This window comes from Stenotrophomonas sp. Nf1, assembly GCF_003028475.1.
GTDB lineage: Bacteria > Pseudomonadota > Gammaproteobacteria > Xanthomonadales > Xanthomonadaceae > Stenotrophomonas.
The window spans coordinates 156563-174979 of the sequence record NZ_PYTV01000004.1; the positions used below are offsets into that span (position 1 = coordinate 156563).

Here is an 18417-nt window from a genome sequence, read left to right on the forward strand (position 1 = left end):
ATCAACCCGGGAACGGCACGGCCTGCAGCAGGGCGGCGACCACGTCGTCGGCACGCTTCTGCTCGGCCTCGGCGGCGAACGACAACAGCAGGCGATGACGCATCACCGGTGCGGCCAGCGCCTGCACATCCTCGCGGGTGGCGGCGAAACGGCCCTGCAGCAGTGCACGTGCCTTCGCCGCCAGTACCAGCGACTGCCCGGCACGCGGGCCGGCGCCCCACTTCACCCACTGGTTGATTGCTGCAGGTGCACCGTCGCCCGGGCGGCTGGCGCGTACCAGGCGGGTGATCCAGGCCAGCACATCGGGGCTGACATGCACCTGGCGCACGGCCGCCTGCAAGGCGATCACCGCCTCGGCATCCATCACCTTCGGTACCGCGTCGGTGGCACCGCCGGTGGTCTGTTCCAGGATCTGCCGCTCTTCGTCCTCGCTGGGGTAATCCACCAGCACGTGCAGCAGGAAACGGTCCAGCTGCGCTTCCGGCAGCGGGTAGGTGCCGGCCTGCTCGATCGGGTTCTGCGTGGCCAGCACGAAGAACGGCGCCGGCAGCGCATAGGTGGTGCCGGCGTAGCTGACCGTGCGTTCCTGCATCGCCTCCAGCAGCGCCGCCTGGGTCTTGGGCGGCGTGCGGTTGAGTTCGTCGGCCAGCAGCAGATTGGTGAAGATCGGGCCCTGCTGGAAGCGGAAATGGCGATGACCGGTGCCGTGGTCTTCTTCCAGCAGTTCGGTGCCGAGGATGTCGCTGGGCATCAGGTCGGGGGTGAACTGCACGCGCCGGAACTGCAGTTCCAGTGCCTGGCCAAGCGAGCGCACCAGCAGGGTCTTGCCCAGGCCCGGCGCACCTTCCAGCAGGCAGTGGCCGCCGGCCAGCAGGCCGATCAGCAGCTGCTCGACCACGGTGTTCTGGCCCACCACGGCACGTGCGAGCGCAGCGCGCAGATCGTGCAGGCGCGGCAGCAGGGAATCGAGGTCGGGGGCGGTCATGGGCGTGCAGGTCCTATCAATTGTTCAACGCGTACATCACGATGTTGACGCCGAAGCGGGTGTTGTCTTCGGCCAGGAAACGCTTGTTGCGCCAGTCGTAGTCCCACTCGCAGCCATAGTCCTTGTTGCTGTAGAGCAGGCCCAGGCGGCCGTCGACCTCGATGCCTTTCAGGTAGTCGTGCACCAGATCGTCGCCCCAGCCGTTGAGTTCGAAGCTGGTGGCAGGCGGGCCGTCGGGGAAGCGGAAGAAGCTGCGGTACAGCGCGTGGCTGTTGGGCAGCTTCTGCAATGCCTTCGGGCCGAACAGGCGGCCCATCTGCGCCTCGAACGAGGTCGCGAACAGGCCGTCGATGTCATGGTTGCAGTCATCGACGAAGACGAAGCCACCGTTGCGCACGTAGCGCACGAAGTTCTGCCGCTCGGCGGTGTTGAACTCCACCAGCGTGTGCCCGGCCAGGTAGCAGAACGGCGCCTCCAGCATGCGCGGATCGGCCAGCGCCACCACATGTTCCTGCGGGTCCACCCGCAGCGAGGTGTAGTCGATCAGCGAGGTGATGAGGTTGGACGGCATGCGCGCGTCCACGTCCCAGTCGCCGGAGTCGTACTGCAGCCGGGTGAACCAGAAGTCGTAGCGCGAACTGCGCGGGCCTGCCTGCGCCCAGGCCGGCAGCGCTGCCGCCGAAGCGGCAGCAGCCAACCAGCGCAGGCAGGCCCGGCGATCCATCAGACCGCGTCGGACAGCGAGGTGAAGGTGAAATCGCGCAGCTTCATCGGCGGGATCATCATCACGTAGCTGGATTCATCACCGGCCACACGCACCGGCTTGCCCAGCTCTTCGATGTTGTTGAGCATGATCACCGGCGATTCGTTGAAGCGGAAGTTCTTCACCGGGTGCTTGATCTGGCCGTTCTCGATGTAGAAGGTGCCGTCGCGGGTCAGGCCGGTCAGCAGCACGGTCTGCGGATCGACCATGCGGATGTACCAGGTGCGGGTGACCAGGATGCCCTTCTGGGTGCCGCGCACCAGCTCGGCGGTGCTCTTCTCGCCACCGCTCATCAGCAGGTTGCCCGGCGAGGCCTTGGCGGTCTTGCCCTGCTTCTGGGCCCAGAAGCGCGAATAGTCCAGGTTGGCGACCTTGCCGTTCTCGATGATGGCCATGCGTTCGCGCGGCAGGCCGTCGTTGTCCCACGGCAGTACCGGCGCATCCGGGTGCCACGGGTCGGCGAACATGGTCACGCGCGGGTCGTAGACCTGCTCGCCCAGCTTGTTGCCGCCGCCCTTCCTGGACAGGAAGCTGCGGCCTTCATCGGCCGAGCGGGCGCTGAAGAAATTCATCATGAAGCTGATCAGGCCAGCGGCCGCGGCCGGCTCCAGGATCACCGTGTACTTGCCCGGTTCCAGTGCCTTGGCTTCGGCCGATTCGGTGGCCTTGCGCATGGCGATGCGGATGTCCTGCTCGGCCTTGAAGTCCGCCGCATCCTTCAGGTTGCGGCCGACCCAGCCCGAGCCGCGGCCATCTTCGGTGCGCACGGTGCAGGTGTAATCGAAGTTGGTGGTGCGCTGGTAGGCGAAGTTGCCGTTGCTGTTGGCGGTGGCCTGGAAGCCCTGGCCGTCTTCGAGGAAGCCGGCGGCAATGAGCCCGTTGCCACGGCACGGCGCGATCGAATCGGCGGCGACCTTGGCGCGGAAGGCCGGATCGATCGCGGCGGTGGATTCGCTGAAGGTCGGGCTGGCGCGGTAGCTCTGCTTGCCGATGGCCGGCATGAACTCCGGGTTTTCCGGTGCCAGGCGGGCCAGATCTTCGGCACGGCGCACCACGCGTTCCAGCGCGGCGTCGTCGAACTCGTTGATCGAGGCGGTGCCTACGCGCTTGCCGAAGGCCACGGTGACGGCCAGTTCGGTGTTGTCGACAATCCCGCTGGTGGAAACATTGTTCAGCGCGAAACGGATGTTGCCGCTGATCGCGCCGGCCAGCACTGCGGTGCACTCGTCGGCCTTGGACAGGGCGATGACCTTGTCGAGGATGGCCTTGGCCTGGGCTTCGGTGAAGATACTCATGGTGTAAGGGCTCCTGACCGGTCAGCCGAGGCTGCGTGCGGTGTTGATGACGTTGATGCCGTTGAAGCGCGCGGTCGACGAACCGTGCGAGACCGCCGAGACCTGGCCCGGCTGGCCCTTGCCGTCGAAGAACGAACCGCCCAGGCGGTAGTCGCGCTCGTCGGCCACGGCGGTGCAGGCGTTCCAGAACTCCGGTGTGCGGATCTGGTAGGCCACGTCTTCCAGCATGCGGGTGATCTGGCCGTTCTTGATCTCGTAGAACAGCTGGCCGCCGAACTGCGCGTTGTAGCGCTGCTGGTCGATCGAGAACGAACCGTCACCGATGATGTAGATGCCGTTCTCCACATCCTTGATCAGGTCCGGCACGCTCAGCGGCTTCTTGCCCGGCGCCATCGACACGTTGGCCATGCGCTGGAACTGCACGCTGGACCACGAATCGGCGTAGCAGCAGCCATCGGACTCGGTCTTGCCGAGGATGTGGGCCTGGTCGCGGATGGTCTGGTAATCGACCAGCTTGCCGTCGCTGATCAGGTCCCAGCGCTTGCACTTCACGCCTTCGTCGTCGTAGGCGACCGCGCCGAGGCTGCCCGGCTGGGTCTTGTCGGCGAAGATGTTGACCAGCTCGCTGCCGTACTGGAAATGCTGCTCGCGCTTGTCCAGGGTGGCGAAGCTGGTGCCGGCGTAGTTGGCCTCGTAGCCGAGCACGCGGTCCAGCTCCAGCGGGTGGCCGATCGACTCGTGGATGGTCAGCCAGGTATGCGACGGGTCGAGCACCAGGTCGTACTTGCCGGGCTTGACCGACGGCGCCTTCAGCTTCTCCTGCGCCTGCTTGGCCGCCGCGATGGCGTCTTCCTTCATGTCGTAGGACGAACCGTAGTTCACCACGCCGTTGGGCGTGAGCACCTTGCCGCTGGCCGCACCGTCCAGGTATTCGTAGCCCAGGCCCATCGGCGCGGACAATCCTTCGCGCGTGCGGAACTTGCCGCTGGCCTTGTCGATGGCAGTGACCGTCATCGGCGCCCAGATGCGGTGCACGTCCTGGTCGATGTAGGAACCGTCGGTGGAGGCGAAGTACTTCTGTTCGTTGACCAGGAACAGCATCGAGTTGACGAAGCTGGCACCGGCGCCCATCGCCGCGGCGTTGACGTCCAGCAGCAGGCCGACCTTGTCCTTGATCGGCACCTCCATCGCATTCTTGCGGATCGGCGTGCGCCAGCTCACCTCGCCCACCCCCGGCGCCTTGGCCAGCTGCACCGGCGCGGTCTGCACGCCGGCATTGGCCTTGGCAATCGCTGCGGCCTGCTGCGCGGCGCGGGCCACGTCGGCGGTGCTCAGCGCGTTGGTGGCAGCAAAGCCCCACGCACCATTGACGATCACGCGGATGCCCACACCGGTCGACTCGGTGTTCACCACGTTCTGCACCTTGTCTTCGCGGGTGATCACGAACTGGCGCAGGTAGCGGCCGATGCGCACATCGCAGTAGGTGGCGCCGGCGCTGCGTGCGGCCTGCAGCGCGGCGTCGGCCAGGCGCTTCTTCAGCGCCGGGTCGAGGCTGGACTGCAGCTGCTCGGCGGCGATCGCCTTGCCGAAGAAGGAGGGCACGATCAGCCCGCCCGCGGTAAGCCCGGTCAGGGCCAGGAAGTCACGTCTTTGCAAGGCTGCTCTCCATGTCGAAGGATGGGTGGCTCATGCGCCGAGACTGCGCGCGGTGTTGATGATGTTGATGCCGTTGAAGCGGGTGGTGGACGAACCGTGCGACACCGCCGAGACCTGGCCCGGCTGGCCCTTGCCGTCGAAGAACGAACCGCCGAGGCGGAAATCGCGCTCGTCGCAGATGGCGGTACAGGCGTTCCAGAACTCCGGCGTGCGGATCTGATAGGCCGCATCCTCGACCATGCCGGCGATCTTTCCGTCCTTGATCTGGTAGTACAGCTGGCCGCCGAACTGCGCGTTGTAGCGCTGCTGGTCGATCGAGTACGAACCGCGGCCGTGGATGTAGATGCCGTTCTCCACGTCCTTGATCATGTCCTCCACGCTGAGCGGCGTCCGGCCCGGTGCCAGCGAAACGTTGGCCATGCGCTGGAACTGCACGCTGGACCACGAATCGGCATAGCTGCAGCCGTGCGATGCATCGCGGCCGAGGATATGGGCCTCATCGCGGGTGGCCTGGTAGTCGACCAGGATGCCGTCGCGCACCAGGTCCCAACGCTGCGTCTTCACCCCTTCGTCGTCGTAGCCGACCGCGCCGAGGCTGCCCGGCTGGGTCTTGTCGGCGAAGAAGGTGACGATGTCGCTGCCCCAGCGGAAGCCGGCATCGCGCTTGTCCAGCGTGGCGAAGCTGGTGCCGGCGTAGTTGGCTTCGTAGCCGAGCACGCGGTCCAGCTCCAGCGGGTGGCCGACGTTCTCGTGGATGGTCAGGAACAGGTTGGACGGGTCCAGCACCAGGTCGTACTTGCCGGGCTTCACCGAGGGTGCCTTCAGTTTCTCGCGCGCGTGGCGGGCGGCGGCGATGGCGTCCTCCACCGGATCATAGGAATCGCGGTACGCGGTAATGCCACCGGGCAGCTGCACCTTGCCGCGCGCATCGCCGTCGAGGAATTCGTAGCCCATGCCCATCGGCGAGGACAGGCCGGCGCGGGTGCGGAACCTGCCGCTGGCCTTGTCGATGGCGGTGGCGGTGAACGGCAGCCAGATGCGGTGAATGTCCTGGTCGATGAACGAGCCGTCGCTGGAGGCGAAGTACTTCTGCTCGTTGACCAGGAACAGGGTGGAATTGATGTAGTCGGCGCCCGCATTCAGCGCGGCGGCATTGAGTGCCAGCAGCAGCTCGACCTTGTCGTGGATCGGCACCGCCATGGCGTTCCTGCGCACCGGCGTCTGCCAGCGCACCTCACCCACCGCAGGCGTCGGTGCCAGTTGCACGGGGCGGGTCTGGATGGACGCGTTGGCACGCGCGATGGCGGCCGCCTGTTCGACTGCGGCGCGCACGGCGGCTTCGCTCTGCTGGTGGGTGGCGGCGAAGCCCCAGGCCCCGTTGACGATCACCCGCACGCCCACGCCGGACGATTCGCGGTTGGTCACATTGCCGACCTGGTGCTCGCGGGTGATGACCGACTGGTTGAGGTAGCGGCCGATGCGCACATCGCAGTAGCTGGCCTTGGCGCTGCGCGCGGCAGCCAGGGCGACCTCGGCCAGGCGCCGGCGCTGGGCGCTGTCGACCGGGGCCAGCAGCTGTTCGGCAGCGATGGCACGGGAATGCGGCAGCAGCAGGCCCGCCAGGCCCAGACCGGATACAGCCAGGAACTCACGTCGTTGCACAGCGTTTCTCTCTCTCTCGCTTGCGTGCGGTTGGCAACGCGCCGGACCGATCACGTCAACTGCTCGACTTTCGCCAGCGCGGGGCGTCCGGGCAAGTGACTGCAGTCATGGGTGGGGCGGGTTTCGCCAGGGCTGCGCCCTGCACCTGCTCACTGCAACGGCAACGGCCAGAGCCAGAGCCAGAGCCAGAGCGGCATTCCGTGGGTGGGCGGGGCGGTGTCGGATTGCGGGGACGCCGCAAGTACGTCCGTGTAGGCTTGGCAGCCGCTTGCTCGTGTGCGCGGTCCTGCGCACACGGCAAGACCGGGGTTGGGCGTCCTGCCCAACCCGCCCGAGGCATGCCTCGGGCCCATGCGGCTGACACCCCGCAATCCGACACCGCCCCACCTCTGACAGATTCCTGCAGCTGTTGGGAACTGCGATGGTTGTCCGCGCGGCTGTTGGTAGGTGTCGACCTTGGTCGACACAATCTGTCAGATATCGAAATATTTCTGGGGTCAGATCCGTTTTCCTGCGGAAAACGGATCTGACCCCAAGAGCCGTTCCAACAGACCACGTAAAACTGTCGAAGGCGGGGTGGGTCCGGTTGCGGGGGCGTGAGCGCCATGGATGGCGCGACCGAGCCTACAGGGACGTATTCACGGCGTCCCCCGCAACCGGACCCATCCCGCCATCCCGCAGGAAGCCGGCTTTTGCAGTTGCTGTTGCTGTTGCCGGCCAGCGGCCGGCACTACCGCAGGTGCAGGGCGCAGCCCTGCTCAGCAAAACCCCCCTCGTGCACAATGGGGCCGACCCCGCCTGGACCCCGTCCTGATGTCGAGCAAGCCGTATTCAGAAGCCTGCGAGCGCAACCGCGAGCCGATCGCCGCCGCACTCGACCCGTGGATGGGCGACCGGCATCGGGTGCTGGAGATCGGCAGTGGCACCGGCCAGCATGCGGCCTTCTTCGCCGAGCGTTGGCCGTGGCTGCGCTGGCAGCCCAGCGATCACCCGGACCACCTGTCCGGCATCGAGGCGTGGCGTGCCGAAGCGGCATTGCTGAACCTGCTGCCGCCGCTGGCGCTGCAGGTGGAACTGCCGCCGGCGCCCGGCCTGTCGCTGCCCGAGGGCAGCACGTTCGACGGCGCGTTCAGCGCCAACACGCTGCACATCATGAGCTGGGACCACGTACAGGCGCTGTTCGCCGCGCTGCCGTCGGTGCTGCGCCACGGGACACTGCTGGCGGTGTACGGCCCGTTCAACTACGGCGGCCGCTACACCAGCGACAGCAACGCGCAGTTCGATGGCTGGCTGAAGGCGCGCGACCCGCGCAGCGGCATCCGAGACAGCGAGGCCGTGCAGACGCTGGCCGCGGACAACGGCTTCACCCGCCTGCGCGATGTGGCGATGCCGGCCAACAACCGGCTGCTGCTGTGGCGGCTGGGCTGAACCGTCGGTAGTGCCGGCCGCTGGCCGGCACGCCCTGTTCCGTGGCCTTACGCCACCTGCACGATATGCAGCGCCTTAGGGTTGCGCCACTGCGCCAGCAGCGCCGCTTCCCGCGCCTTGGCCTGGGCGAAATGCGCTTCCTTGACGTGACCGAAGCCGCGGATGTGCTCGGGCACGCTGGCGATCTCCACCGCCAGCGACAGACGATCATCCTCCAGGCCGTCCAGCAGCACCTGCACCGTCGCCTCGTAGTCGGCAATCAGCTGGCGCTCCATGCGGCGCTCCTCGGTACGGCCGAACACATCCAGGCGCCCGCCACGCAGGAACTTCAGCTTCGCCAGCACGCCGAAGGCCTTGAACATCCACGGGCCGTACTCCTTCTTCAGCAGCCGGCCCTGCTCGTCCTTCTTCGCAAACAGCGGCGGCGCCAGGTGGAAGCGCAGCTGGTAGTCGCCCTCGAACTGCTGCTGCAGGCGGCGCTGGAAGTCGCCGCTGGTGTACAGGCGGGCTACTTCGTACTCGTCCTTGTACGCCATCAGCTTGAACAGGTAGCGCGCCACGGTCTCGGTCAGCGCGGTGGAGCCGCCGATGCGTTCGGCTTCGGCGGCGCGCACGCGCTCGACCAGGCTGCGGTAACGGTTGGCGTAGGCAGCGTCCTGGTACTCCACCAGGAACGCCGCACGGCGCTCGATCATTTCATCCAGCGAGCGCGACAGGCGTGCATCGTCCAGCGGCAGGAACGCGACGTCGCCGCCGTGCGAGGGCAGGCCACGCAGTTCGCGTTCGTCGCCGGTGTTGCGCGGCGCTGCAGTGGCGCCCCACTCGTTGCCTTCCCACTCGCCCGGCGGCAGCGGGTGCAGCGGGCCCGGGGTGGATTCGGTATCGGTGTGACGGTTGCGCACCAGGCCGGCGGCCTGCTGCACGGCCTGCGGATCGACCACGGCCAGGCGGCCCCAGGCGAAGGCCTGCTGGTTCATGGCCACGGCGGCGCCATTGAGTTCGATGGCACGCATCAGCGATTCGAACGACAGCGGCACCAGGCCCTGCTGCCACGCGTAGCCGAGGATGAACAGGTTGGCGGCGATGGCGTCGCCCAGCAGCGCGGTGGCCAGTTGGGTAGCATCGAGCAGCAACGGCTGTTGGCCGCCCAGCGCCACGCGTACGCCGGCAATGATGTCGGCCGCCGGGAACTGCATGTCCGGGCGCGTGGTGAAGGTACCGGGCATCGCTTCGTAGGTGTTCAGCACGACCTGCGAACGACCGGCGCGCACCTTCGACAGTGCCCAGTAGTCATTCACCACCACCATGTCGCAGCCCAGCACCAGGTCGGCCTCGCCAGCGGCAATGCGCACGGCATGGATGTCATCGGGGCGCCGTGCGATGCGGATATGGGTGGTCACCGCGCCGCCCTTCTGCGCCAGGCCGGTCTGGTCCAGCACCGAAGCGCCCTTGCCTTCCAGGTGGCCGGCCATGCCCAGCAGCGCGCCGATGGTCACCACGCCGGTGCCGCCCACGCCGGTGATCAGGATGTTCCAGGGCTGTTCCAGCGTGCCGCGCACGGTCGGCGCCGGCAGGTTGTCCAGCAGCGTGGAAGCATCGCGCTTGCTGCCCTTGCGCGGCTGGCCACCGTGCACGGTGACGAAGCTGGGGCAGAAGCCGTTCACGCACGAATAGTCCTTGTTGCAGTTGGACTGGTCGATCTCGCGCTTGCGCCCGAACTCGGTGTCCTTCGGCAGCACCGACACGCAGAAACTCTTCTTGCCGCAGTCGCCGCAGCCTTCGCACACCAGCGAGTTGATCAGCATCCGCTTCTGCGGGTCTTCCAGCTTGCCGCGCTTGCGACGGCGGCGCTTCTCGGTGGCACAGGTCTGTTCGTAGATCAGGATCGAGACGCCCTTCACTTCGCGCAGACGCTTCTGCACCGCGTCCAGCTCGCTGCGGTCGTGGAACTCCACGTCGCTGGGGAAGTGCTCACGCTGGCCGGTCCATTTGCCGATGTTGTCCGACAGCACCACGATGGTGTGGATGCCTTCGGCGCGCATCTGCCGTGCGATGTCGGGCACGCTCAGCGGGCCGTCCACCGGCTGGCCGCCGGTCATCGCCACCGCATCGTTGTAGAGGATCTTGTAGGTGATGTTCACCCCGGCGGCCACCGCCTGGCGGATCGCCAGCGAGCCGCTGTGGAAGTAGGTGCCGTCGCCCAGGTTCTGGAACACGTGCGGTGTGTCGGTGAACGGCGCCTGCCCGGCCCAGGTCACGCCTTCGCCGCCCATGTGGGTGAAGGTGTCGGTGCTGCGGTCCATCCAGGTCACCATGTAGTGGCAACCGATGCCGGCCAGCGCACGCGAGCCTTCCGGCACGGTGGTGGAGGTGTTGTGCGGGCAGCCTGAGCAGTAGTGCGGCACGCGCGGGAAGCTGGCGCGCGGCAGCGCAAGTTCGGCTTCCTTTTCCTGCATCCACTGCAGGCGCTGCTCGATCGATTCGTTGTTGAAGAACTTCTGGATGCGGCGGCCGATCACGCCGGCGATGGTGGCCGGGGTCAGTTCGCCGGTGGACGGCAGGATCCATTCACCGCTCTCGTCGTACTTGCCGACGATGGACGGGCGCTGGCCCCAGCTGGCCGGCCAGTTGAAGAACTGTTCCTTCATCTGGCGCTCGATGAAGGCACGCTTTTCCTCCACCACGATGATGTCTTCCAGGCCCTGCGCGAAGCGCGCGATGCCTTCCGGCTCCAGCGGCCAGGTCATGCCGACCTTGTACACGCGGATGCCGATGTCGGCGCAGGCCGCTTCATCCAGGCCCAGGTATTCCAGCGCCTGCAGCACGTCCAGATAGCTCTTGCCGGTGGTGACGATGCCCAGCCGCGCGCGCGGTGCGTCCATCACCACCTTGTCGATGCCGTTGGCGCGGGCAAAGGCCTGTGCAGCCTTCACCGCATAGCGGTGCAGGCGCATCTCCTGGTCCATCGGCGGGTCCGGCCAGCGGATGTTGAGGCCGCCGCCGGGCATCTCGAAGTCTTCCGGCAGCACGATGCGGCGCGCCAGCGGATCGACCTGCACCGAGGCCGACGATTCCACCGTTTCGGCAATGGTCTTGAAGCCGACCCAGCGCCCGGTATAGCGGCTCATCGCCCAGCCCAGCAGGCCCATGTCGAGGATGTCCTGCACGCCGGCCGGGTTCAGCACCGGCATCATCGCACTGACGAATTCGTCTTCGCTGCCGTGCGGCAGGGTCGAGCTGCGGCAGGCATGGTCATCGGCGGCCAGCGCCAGTACGCCGCCGTAACGCGACGTGCCGGCCGCATTGGCGTGCTTGAACACGTCGCCGCAGCGGTCCACGCCCGGGCCCTTGCCGTACCACATGCCGAACACGCCCTGCACGTTGGCGCCGGGGAACAGGTTGGTCTGCTGCGTGCCCCACACCATGGTGGCGCCCAGGTCCTCGTTCAGGCCGGGGGTGAACTTCACCTTGGCCGCGTCCAGGTGCTTGCGTGCGCGCCACAGTTCCAGGTCGAAGCCGCCCAGCGGGCTGCCACGGTAGCCACTGACGAAGCCGGCGCTGTCGATGCCTTCGTGCTCATCGCGCAGGCGCTGCATCAGTGGCAGCCGCACCAGCGCCTGCACACCACTCAGGTAGATCCGCCCCTCATTGCGGGTGTACTTGTGGTCGAGCGAATACTCGCGGTCGATCAGGTCGGCGGAAGAGGGCGAAGTGAGTTGCGCGGTACTGGTCATGGCTGGCCCGGTAGGATCGGCTGGCACCGGCCGCGTGCGGCACGCGGCGGGAAAGGCGCGAATTGTAGCAGCGAGGCCCTGCAGCCCCCGGCACTCGCGCCGGCGGCCGTGCTGCGGTTAGGATCGGGGAGAGAGAGGGAGGCTGCGGTTGCAGCCTGGGGAGAAGGGATGTCAGTTTCAGCAAAGATCCTGGCCAGCGTGCTGCTGGTCTCGGGAACGGCCACTGCCTGGGCCGCGCCGGCGCTGCCGGCACCACAGGAGTTCTATTTCGACAGCGATGCGGCCGCGGTGCCGATGGTCGTGGTCCAGTCCGAGGGCGATACGCTGGTGGCGCAGCTGCTGAAGCAGCGCGAGCGTGGCCGCCGTGTGGTGGAGGCGACCGTACAGCTGGCGTCGGTGGCGATCGCCCAGGGCCGTACCGAACTGGGCGAACAGCTGTACCGCGAGGCGCTGAAGGACGCGCCGGTACAGGGCAGCCTGGGCCGTGGCGTGCGCTGGAACTACGGCTGGGACCTGCTGCGCCAGGGCCAGGCCGAGGCCGCGCTGGAACAATGGCAGGCCGCCGCCGGGGGCTCGTTGAGCAAACCGGCCTGGTTGCCGCCCACCTACGCCCTGGCGTTGTGGCGGGCCGGCCAGAAGCAGGAGGCGGTGCAGTGGTATGCCGCGGCGGTGCGTACCGAGCCGGCGCAGTGGAGCGACAGCAGCCGCTATGCGCAGTTGCTGCCGCTGTGGCGTGATGACGAGCGCGCCTCGCTGGCGGAGGTGCAGCAGGCCTGGGCCGCAGCACCGCCTGCCTGGCCCTGAGCGGGGCGGTTGCGCCGGGTTGCACCCGGCACCGGCAGAGGCAACGGCCGGAGCAACTGCAACTGCAACAGCAGATTTACTGAAGGGGGCGGGGCGGTGTGGGTTGGCAGGACACGCCGTAAACCCCGCTCCGCGGTCCGGCCCAGCCGCTAGCGGCTGGGCGTTCGGGCGCTTGCGAAGCAGTGCTTCGCAAGCAAAGCGCCCTCACCCCTGGGGGCTCGATGGCGCCATCCATGGCGCCAACGGTCCTGCCAACCCACACCGCCCCGCCTTCGACAGGTTCCGGCAGCTGTTGGTAGGTGTCGACCTTGGTCGACACGGTAGATCCACGCCATGCGTGGATGAATCCGCATCGGAACCGATTATTCGATATCTGATCGAAATGCAGCCGAGCGTGGGCTCGGCTCTACAAAGAGCGGCCAGCCAAGCGGCTTTTGCTCTTGCTTTTGCTCTTCTCTTTTCTTTTCCGTGGCTGATCGCCAACGGAAACTGTCAGAGGCCGGGCGGGTAGGCTGCGCAGGGGCGTGAGCCGCATGGATGCGGCGACCGAGCTTACAGGGACGTACTTGCAGCGTCCCCTGCGCGGCCTACCCGCCCGGCCAACTGCGGATGTCGCTTTCAGCGACCCACCACGAGGGGCTGCGTCGTTCGCAGGAACCTCAATCGTCGGCGGAAACCGTCCGCCCCGACGCCCACTCCCGCAATGTCGCCACCTGCTCGGCCATCAGCACTGACAGCGGCCGCGTCGCGCGGATCTCGTTCATCAGCAGCTCGGTATCCAGCGGCCGTCCCTCGGCGTGCGCCGCATACAGGCCGGCCACGATCGCCTGTTCGATCTCGGCACCGGAAAAGCCGTTGGCGGCAGCGGCCAGTGCCGGCAGTGCGAAGTCGTCGGCGTTGAGCTGGCGACGCCCCAGGTGCAGGCGCAACAGCTCCACCCGTACCTCCGGCGAGGGCAGGTCGACGAAGAAGATCTCGTCGAAGCGGCCCTTGCGCAGCAGTTCGGCGGGCAGTTCATGTACCTGGTTGGCGGTGGCCACGATGAAGACCGGTGCCTTGCGCTCGGCCATCCAGGTCAGCAGGTAGCCCAGCACGCGGCGCGAGACGCCGCCGTCCTCGCCGCCCGTTGCCAGGCCCTTCTCGATCTCGTCCATCCACAGCACGCAGGGCGCCAGCTGCTCGGCCGAGGCCAGCGCCTGGCGCAGGTTGGCCTCGGTCTCGCCGTGGTACTTGTTGTACAGCGCGCCCACGTCCAGGCGCAGCAGCGGCACGCCGAAGCCGGCGGCCGTGGCCTTGGCCAGCATCGACTTGCCGCAGCCCTGCACGCCCAGCAGCAGCATGCCGCGCGGCGGGTCCAGCCCGGCCGGTGCCGAGCCGGCGATGAAGGCCACCCGGCGCTGGTTGATCCAGCGCTTGAGCCGGTTGGCGCCGGCCACATCGCCAAAACGCGCGCTGTCATGCTCGAAGAACAGGTGGCCACTGCGGTTGAGCAGCTCGAACTTCAGCCGTGCCAGCTGCGGCAGGTCGTCGTCGCGCAGCGCGCCGTCGGCGTAGATCAGCTGGCGCGCGATGCGGCGCGCATCGACCAGGCTCAGGCCCTGCAGGTTCTTCAGGATCTTCTTCACTGCCTCGCTGTCCACTTCCACCCGGCGCCCGCCGTGTTCACGGGCGTAGGCGTCGGCCTCTTCGCGCAGCATCTTCAGCAGCGCGTTGGCATCGGGCAGGCGCGGGTTGAAGCGCACCGCCAGCGCTTCCAGCTCGGCCGGCAGCTCGACCTTGGCGCCGATCAGCACCAGCACGTGCGGCTCGCTGTGGCGGCGCTGGATCAGGTCGCGCAGGGCGCGCTGGTGGCTGGCGTAACCCAGATAGGGGTGGAAATCGAGCAGCAGGTAGACCCCGCGCTGCTCGGCCTGGCGGATCATCTGCAGCGCCGCGCTGGCATCAGGTGGCCCGACCGGCGGGTCCTCGCTGTCCAGGTCGATGCGGCGCAGGCCCTCGGTGATCGACCAGCGGTGCAGGGCCCGCCACACATGCATCAGCGTCTGCCGGAACAGTTCGACGATACGACCCTCGTCCTGGGTTTCAATCACGATCAGGGGGGTATTGGCGCGGATCAGTGCGCTCAGGTCCTGCAGTTCGCTCATGCTGGTTCGATCCTTCGGGGGCGCCACGATAGCAAAGGCGGCGGCCACGGGTTCAGCACGGCGCTACCTTCCGTCACCACCGCCGGTGTACGCTCGGGGCACGTACCCGGAAGCGAGGCTGGCATGAAGACGATCCTGGTGGCCGGTTCCAAGGGCGGGGTGGGCAAGACCACCGTCGCCACCCACCTGGCCGCGTACGCGGCATTGCAGGGCAAGGCCACGGTGATCGCCGATGCCGACCCGCAGGGCTCCAGCACCCGCTGGGCACAGCGCCGTGCCGGGCTGGAAAGCGCGGTGCTGCCGATCGATGTGTATCGGAAGAAGCAGTGGGCACGGAAGCTGCCCGACGGCACCGATACCGTCATCATCGATGCACCGGCCGGCGCGCTGGCCGACGATATCCCCCATTTCCTCGACGCAGCCGACGCGGTGGTGGTGCCGGTGCTGCCCTCGGCGCTGGACATCGAGGCCATCGTCGGCTTCCTCAACAGCCTGGCGCAGAACCCGCGCGTGCACAGCCGCAAGCTGCCGGTCGGGCTGGTCCTCAACCGCACCAAGCCCTGGACCCAGACCTCGCAGCAGGCGTTGCAGATGCTGGCCGAATGGCCCTACCCGGTGGTGGCGCAGCTGCGCGACAGCCAGAGCTATGTGGTCATGACCGGCCTGGGCCGCAGCCTGTTCGATTACCGTTCGGCACAGGTGCGTGAACACCAGGCTGACTGGGAACCCCTGCTGTCCTGGTTGAAGCTGTGACGCGTGCGTCACTCCTGTTGCTGCACCCTCATTCCCATGGAAACCCGCGATGCGTGAACTGATCCTGCTGCGCCATGCCCATGCCGAACCGGCCACGCCCGGTCAGGCCGACCTCGACCGGCCGTTGTCGCCGGTGGGGCTGGCCGAAGCCGAAGCCGCCGGCAAGTGGCTGAAGGAAAACAACCTGCTGCCGGACTGCGTGCTGTGTTCGCCGGCGCGGCGCACCCGCGAGACCCTGGAAGCCGTGCTGGCCACCATCGGCTACGTGGAAAAGCGACTGGAAGACCGTATCTACGAGGCCACGCCCGGCACGCTGGTTGCGCTGGTAGATGACCGCCGCGATCTCGACCGCGTGCTGATCGTCGGCCACAACCCGGGCCTGGAGCGCCTGGTGGCGTTGATGACCGAAGGCAGCAGCAGCGACTACCGCGGCATGCCGCCGGCCGGCATCGCCGTGCTCGGCTTCCCGCGTGAGGCCTCGATCGAACCGGGCGTGGCCAGCCTGAACGCGTTCTGGTGGCCGTGATCCGATGAGCCTGGCGCGGCGCGGCCGCTTCCTGCTGCCCGCGCTGCTGGCCTGGGGGCCGGCCTGGGCGGCGGCGCCCCCGCCAACCCCGTTGCCGCCGGTGGTGGCCGAGGCGCAGCGCGTGCTGCGCCTGGATACCGAGCGTTCGCGGATCGGGTTCGAGGTGCGCACCCGCTTCGGCCAGCGCATCGAGGGGGTGTTCCCGCACTTCGAGGGGCGCATCGAGATCCTGTCCGATGGCCGCCACCAGGTGCATCTGAAGATGTTCACCCGTTCGGTGGAGATCCCAGGCAAAGCACGCTACACCGGCTGGATGCGCGGTGAGGAGTTCTTCGATGCCGGGCGCCACCCGGTGGTCGAGTTCGACTCGTTGCCGTACTGGCCCGAGACCGTGGAACAGGGCGGCGACATCAATGGCCGGCTGACCCTGCGCGGCATCAGCCACCCCGAGGCGCTGAGGGTGGAGAAGGCGGACTGCGCCCGGCCGGGCTATGATTGCGACGTCGTCAGCCGCGGTACCGTGCAGCGAGGCCGGTATGGAATGGACAGCTGGCAGCTTGCCTTGAGTGACCGAGTGACCTTCGTATTGCGAGCGCGCCTGAGCGAGGCGCCGAAACCGTGAACCTGCTGCTGCGTGTACTGGCGCTGGCAACCGTGTTGCTGGGCAGCGGCTGCGCATCGCTGTCGCATGCCGAGCGTGACCGTGCCGAAGCGATCGCCGTGCAGGCGCGTTCGAGCGTGGTCGATTGCACGCGGGCCGACCGCTGCGCGCAGGACTCGCCGCTGCGGGCGCTGGCCGGCCGCGCGTTCACCGAATCCACCCCTGAACATCCACGCCACTACGCCACCCTGCTCGACGAAGGCGAGGGTGCGCTGGTGGCGCGCCTGAACCTGCTGCGCAGCGCCACCCGCAGCATCGACCTGCAGACCTACATCTTCGACAAGGACGACAGCGCCCGGCTGGTCATCGACGAACTGCTGGCCGCTTCGCGCCGGGGGGTGAAGGTACGCGTGCTGATCGACCAGCTCTCGGCGATCTCCGACCTGCAGATCCTCGGCGCGTTGTCCGGCGCCCACCAGAATTTCCAGCTGCGGGTCTACAACCCGACCTTCGGCAAGGCCCGGCTGAACTACTTCGACTATGCCGGCAGCGTGCTGTGCTGCTTCCGCCGCTTCAACCAGCGCATGCACAACAAGCTGCTGGTGATCGATGATGCGATCGGCGTGGTCGGTGGCCGCAATTACCAGGACGACTATTACGACTGGGACCGCGAGTACAACTTCCGCGACCGCGACGTGATGATCGCCGGGCCGGAGGCGCGTGCCATGGCCGCCAACTTCGATGCGTTCTGGCGTGCCCAGCGCAGCGTGCCGGCCGAACGCCTGAACGATGTCGGCCGCACCCTGCTGCGCGAGGGCGTGCCGACGCTGCCGCCGGCCACCTTCCGCCGCCCGGAACGGGTACAGCGGGTCAGTGCCGAAGCCAATGACATGGACTTCGTCACCCGTTCCTTCGTCGATACCGCGCTGCCGGTCGCCTCGGTGCGCTACGTCGCCGACCTGCCGCGCAAGCACCGCCGCGAGCAGGCCGATGCGCCGCTGGCCGGGCAGCATGTGACCGAGCCGCAGCTGGATGCGCTGATTGCCGGTGCGCAGCACGAAGTGATCCTGCAGACGCCCTACCTGGTGCTGTCCAAGCCGGCCCAGGCGCTGTTCCGCGAGCTGCGCAAGCGGCCCGAGCCACCGCGTGTGGTGGTATCCAGCAACAGCCTGGCGGCCACCGACAACCCGATCGTGTACGCGCTGTCCTACAAGTACAAGCGGCGCAACCTGCGCGAACTGGGCTTCAACATCTTCGAATACAAGCCGTTCCCGCTGGATGCGCCGGTCGACTACCGCAACCTGCTGCCCGATCCGATCGCCGCGCCCGAGGCCGACCACGAGGACGGTCGCAATCCGCTGATCGGCGGCAGTGCGGCCGGCAGCAATGCCGGCGGCGGCGGTGGCTCCGCGACGGAGGCCAGCGCCAAGGGCCCGGTGAACCCGCGCACCGGCAGTGCCTACCAGAATGCCCGCGAGCGCCGCCGTGCCGCCGGCAGCGAGGTTGAAACGCGCCTGCTGCGCACCGAGACGCGGCCCTCGTTCCTGGGCAGCAAGGCGGTCAACAAGCCATTGCCGGTCACCCGCAAGGGCGCGCGCATGGGCCTGCATGCCAAGTCGCTGGTGGTCGATCGCCGCATCGGCGTGGTCGGCACGCACAACTTCGATCCGCGCAGCGAGAACTACAACACCGAAGGCGCGGTGATCATCGACGACCCGGTGTTTGCCGAGCAGCTGGCGCAGAGCATCCTGCGCGACACCCATCCGCAGAACGCGTGGACGGTGGCGCCGCGGGCCAAGCCGCCGGTGCTGTCGGGCTTGAACTACAGCGTCGGCAAAGCCTCCGAAGCCCTGCCGATTCTCGATTTCTGGCCGTGGCGCTATGCCACCGACTACGAATTCAAGCCGGGCCCGGACTGCCCGCAGCCGCTGCCGCGGCAGAGCCCGGATTTCCACCGCTGCTACGTCGCCGTCGGTGACTTCCCCGAGGTCAACGTCGGCCCGAAGTGGCTGCTGGTACGCATGCTGACCGCATTCGGTGCCGGCCTCGTTCCCATTCTCTGAAGG

At 67.6% G+C, this 18417-nt stretch carries 13 protein-coding genes; 6 read left to right on the forward strand and 7 right to left on the reverse strand.

Going from position 1 to position 18417, the window contains the following annotated elements:
- Nucleotide 1 precedes the first annotated feature (1 nt).
- From C9412_RS09395 to C9412_RS09415, 5 genes are read right to left on the reverse strand one after another with little or no spacing between them, the layout of a single operon-like run.
- Nucleotides 2-985, reverse strand: coding sequence for a MoxR family ATPase (locus C9412_RS09395; RefSeq protein WP_107231377.1), 984 nt, complete (start codon nt 983-985; stop codon nt 2-4).
- Between the two features lie 16 nt (nt 986-1001).
- On the reverse strand, nt 1002-1709 hold the full coding sequence (locus C9412_RS09400; protein ID WP_107231378.1) for a DUF4159 domain-containing protein: 708 nt from the start codon (nt 1707-1709) through the stop codon (nt 1002-1004).
- Nucleotides 1709-3043, reverse strand: coding sequence for a TldD/PmbA family protein (locus C9412_RS09405; protein ID WP_107231379.1), 1335 nt, complete (start codon nt 3041-3043; stop codon nt 1709-1711). The genes C9412_RS09400 and C9412_RS09405 overlap by 1 nt, the downstream gene beginning before the upstream one ends.
- Before the next feature lie 21 nt (nt 3044-3064).
- Nucleotides 3065-4699, reverse strand: a complete 1635-nt coding sequence (locus C9412_RS09410; RefSeq protein ID WP_107231380.1) for a TldD/PmbA family protein — start codon at nt 4697-4699, stop codon at nt 3065-3067.
- A 30-nt stretch (nt 4700-4729) separates the two neighbouring features.
- Entirely contained in the window at nt 4730-6361 is a 1632-nt protein-coding gene (locus tag C9412_RS09415; protein WP_181358737.1) for a TldD/PmbA family protein, read from the reverse strand.
- Nucleotides 6362-7174: 813 nt separating this feature from the next.
- Here C9412_RS09415 and C9412_RS09420 point away from each other — a divergent pair.
- Nucleotides 7175-7789: a DUF938 domain-containing protein gene (locus tag C9412_RS09420; RefSeq protein WP_107231381.1), complete on the forward strand. Its 615-nt coding sequence runs from the start codon at nt 7175-7177 to the stop codon at nt 7787-7789.
- Nucleotides 7790-7836: 47 nt separating this feature from the next.
- Here C9412_RS09420 and C9412_RS09425 read toward each other — a convergent pair whose 3' ends face one another.
- Nucleotides 7837-11523, reverse strand: a complete 3687-nt coding sequence (locus C9412_RS09425; RefSeq protein ID WP_107231382.1) for an indolepyruvate ferredoxin oxidoreductase family protein — start codon at nt 11521-11523, stop codon at nt 7837-7839.
- A gap of 168 nt (nt 11524-11691) precedes the next feature.
- Between C9412_RS09425 and C9412_RS09430 the strand changes: the two genes are divergently transcribed.
- The gene (locus C9412_RS09430; RefSeq protein WP_107231383.1) at nt 11692-12327 is read left to right on the forward strand and encodes a hypothetical protein; all 636 of its coding nucleotides are present in this window, start codon (nt 11692-11694) and stop codon (nt 12325-12327) included.
- A 659-nt stretch (nt 12328-12986) separates the two neighbouring features.
- On the opposite strand, the gene C9412_RS09435 is transcribed toward C9412_RS09430, so the two are convergent.
- The gene (locus C9412_RS09435) at nt 12987-14471 is read right to left on the reverse strand and encodes an AAA family ATPase (RefSeq protein WP_107231384.1); all 1485 of its coding nucleotides are present in this window, start codon (nt 14469-14471) and stop codon (nt 12987-12989) included.
- A 123-nt stretch (nt 14472-14594) separates the two neighbouring features.
- Between C9412_RS09435 and C9412_RS09440 the strand changes: the two genes are divergently transcribed.
- The 4 genes from C9412_RS09440 to C9412_RS09455 are packed head-to-tail and all read left to right on the forward strand — an operon-like array spanning nt 14595 to nt 18414.
- Nucleotides 14595-15224 carry a ParA family protein gene (locus C9412_RS09440; RefSeq protein WP_107231385.1) on the forward strand — a complete coding sequence of 210 codons (630 nt, stop codon included), beginning with the start codon at nt 14595-14597 and terminating at the stop codon, nt 15222-15224.
- A 49-nt stretch (nt 15225-15273) separates the two neighbouring features.
- Nucleotides 15274-15750, forward strand: a complete 477-nt coding sequence (locus tag C9412_RS09445; RefSeq protein ID WP_107231386.1) for a histidine phosphatase family protein — start codon at nt 15274-15276, stop codon at nt 15748-15750.
- A 4-nt stretch (nt 15751-15754) separates the two neighbouring features.
- Nucleotides 15755-16372, forward strand: a complete 618-nt coding sequence (locus C9412_RS09450; RefSeq protein ID WP_107231387.1) for a YceI family protein — start codon at nt 15755-15757, stop codon at nt 16370-16372.
- Nucleotides 16369-18414 carry a phospholipase D family protein gene (locus C9412_RS09455; protein ID WP_107231388.1) on the forward strand — a complete coding sequence of 682 codons (2046 nt, stop codon included), beginning with the start codon at nt 16369-16371 and terminating at the stop codon, nt 18412-18414. Before C9412_RS09450 ends, C9412_RS09455 begins: the two co-directional genes overlap by 4 nt.
- Nucleotides 18415-18417 lie beyond the last annotated feature (3 nt).

Coding starts and splice junctions, on each gene's coding strand:
- C9412_RS09395 (WP_107231377.1), bottom strand. CDS start 985: ATGACCGCCCCCGACCTCGATTCCCTGCTGCCGCGCCTGCACGATCTG.
- C9412_RS09400 (WP_107231378.1), bottom strand. CDS start 1,709: ATGGATCGCCGGGCCTGCCTGCGCTGGTTGGCTGCTGCCGCTTCGGCG.
- C9412_RS09405 (WP_107231379.1), bottom strand. CDS start 3,043: ATGAGTATCTTCACCGAAGCCCAGGCCAAGGCCATCCTCGACAAGGTC.
- C9412_RS09420 (WP_107231381.1), top strand. CDS start 7,175: ATGTCGAGCAAGCCGTATTCAGAAGCCTGCGAGCGCAACCGCGAGCCG.
- C9412_RS09425 (WP_107231382.1), bottom strand. CDS start 11,523: ATGACCAGTACCGCGCAACTCACTTCGCCCTCTTCCGCCGACCTGATC.
- C9412_RS09430 (WP_107231383.1), top strand. CDS start 11,692: ATGTCAGTTTCAGCAAAGATCCTGGCCAGCGTGCTGCTGGTCTCGGGA.
- C9412_RS09435 (WP_107231384.1), bottom strand. CDS start 14,471: ATGAGCGAACTGCAGGACCTGAGCGCACTGATCCGCGCCAATACCCCC.
- C9412_RS09440 (WP_107231385.1), top strand. CDS start 14,595: ATGAAGACGATCCTGGTGGCCGGTTCCAAGGGCGGGGTGGGCAAGACC.
- C9412_RS09445 (WP_107231386.1), top strand. CDS start 15,274: ATGCGTGAACTGATCCTGCTGCGCCATGCCCATGCCGAACCGGCCACG.
- C9412_RS09450 (WP_107231387.1), top strand. CDS start 15,755: ATGAGCCTGGCGCGGCGCGGCCGCTTCCTGCTGCCCGCGCTGCTGGCC.